1 protein-coding gene is annotated in these 327 nt (G+C 49.8%); it reads right to left on the reverse strand.

Annotation, left to right across the window (positions count from 1 at the left end; all coding sequences use genetic code 11):
• On the reverse strand, positions 1 to 327 hold a 327-nt coding region (locus tag AA84_RS0115630), incomplete at both ends, for an IS30 family transposase (protein ID WP_028977987.1).

Below are 327 nucleotides of genomic sequence, written 5' to 3' on the forward strand. Positions count from 1 at the left end.
TTAATTTCTCTTTCACGCATTTAGCGGTTTTCTTCGCGGCCTTTGCGGCAATGAGTAAGCGTGTCTTTCGATCAACAAGGGTTACCAGGCATTCGGATCCAATTTTTCCAACGACCGTATCTGCTTCCCAGTGGCCAATGACGCGACGTTCATTAGCCTCAGTCGGTCGTTCATCAATGGAATGACTGTAGTTGATTTTGCCACGACGTTCTTCATAACCTTTGCCGTGGCGTGATTTCCCTCGGTGTCGCAGGCGACGAGCAATCCCGCGTTGCCCAGGTTGATGATTAGGCTCATCCAGAAGATGCGCTTCAATCCCACGATAGA

Source organism: Sporolactobacillus terrae DSM 11697, assembly GCF_000648615.1.
In the GTDB taxonomy this organism is placed as follows: Bacteria; Bacillota; Bacilli; order Bacillales; family Sporolactobacillaceae; genus Sporolactobacillus; species Sporolactobacillus terrae.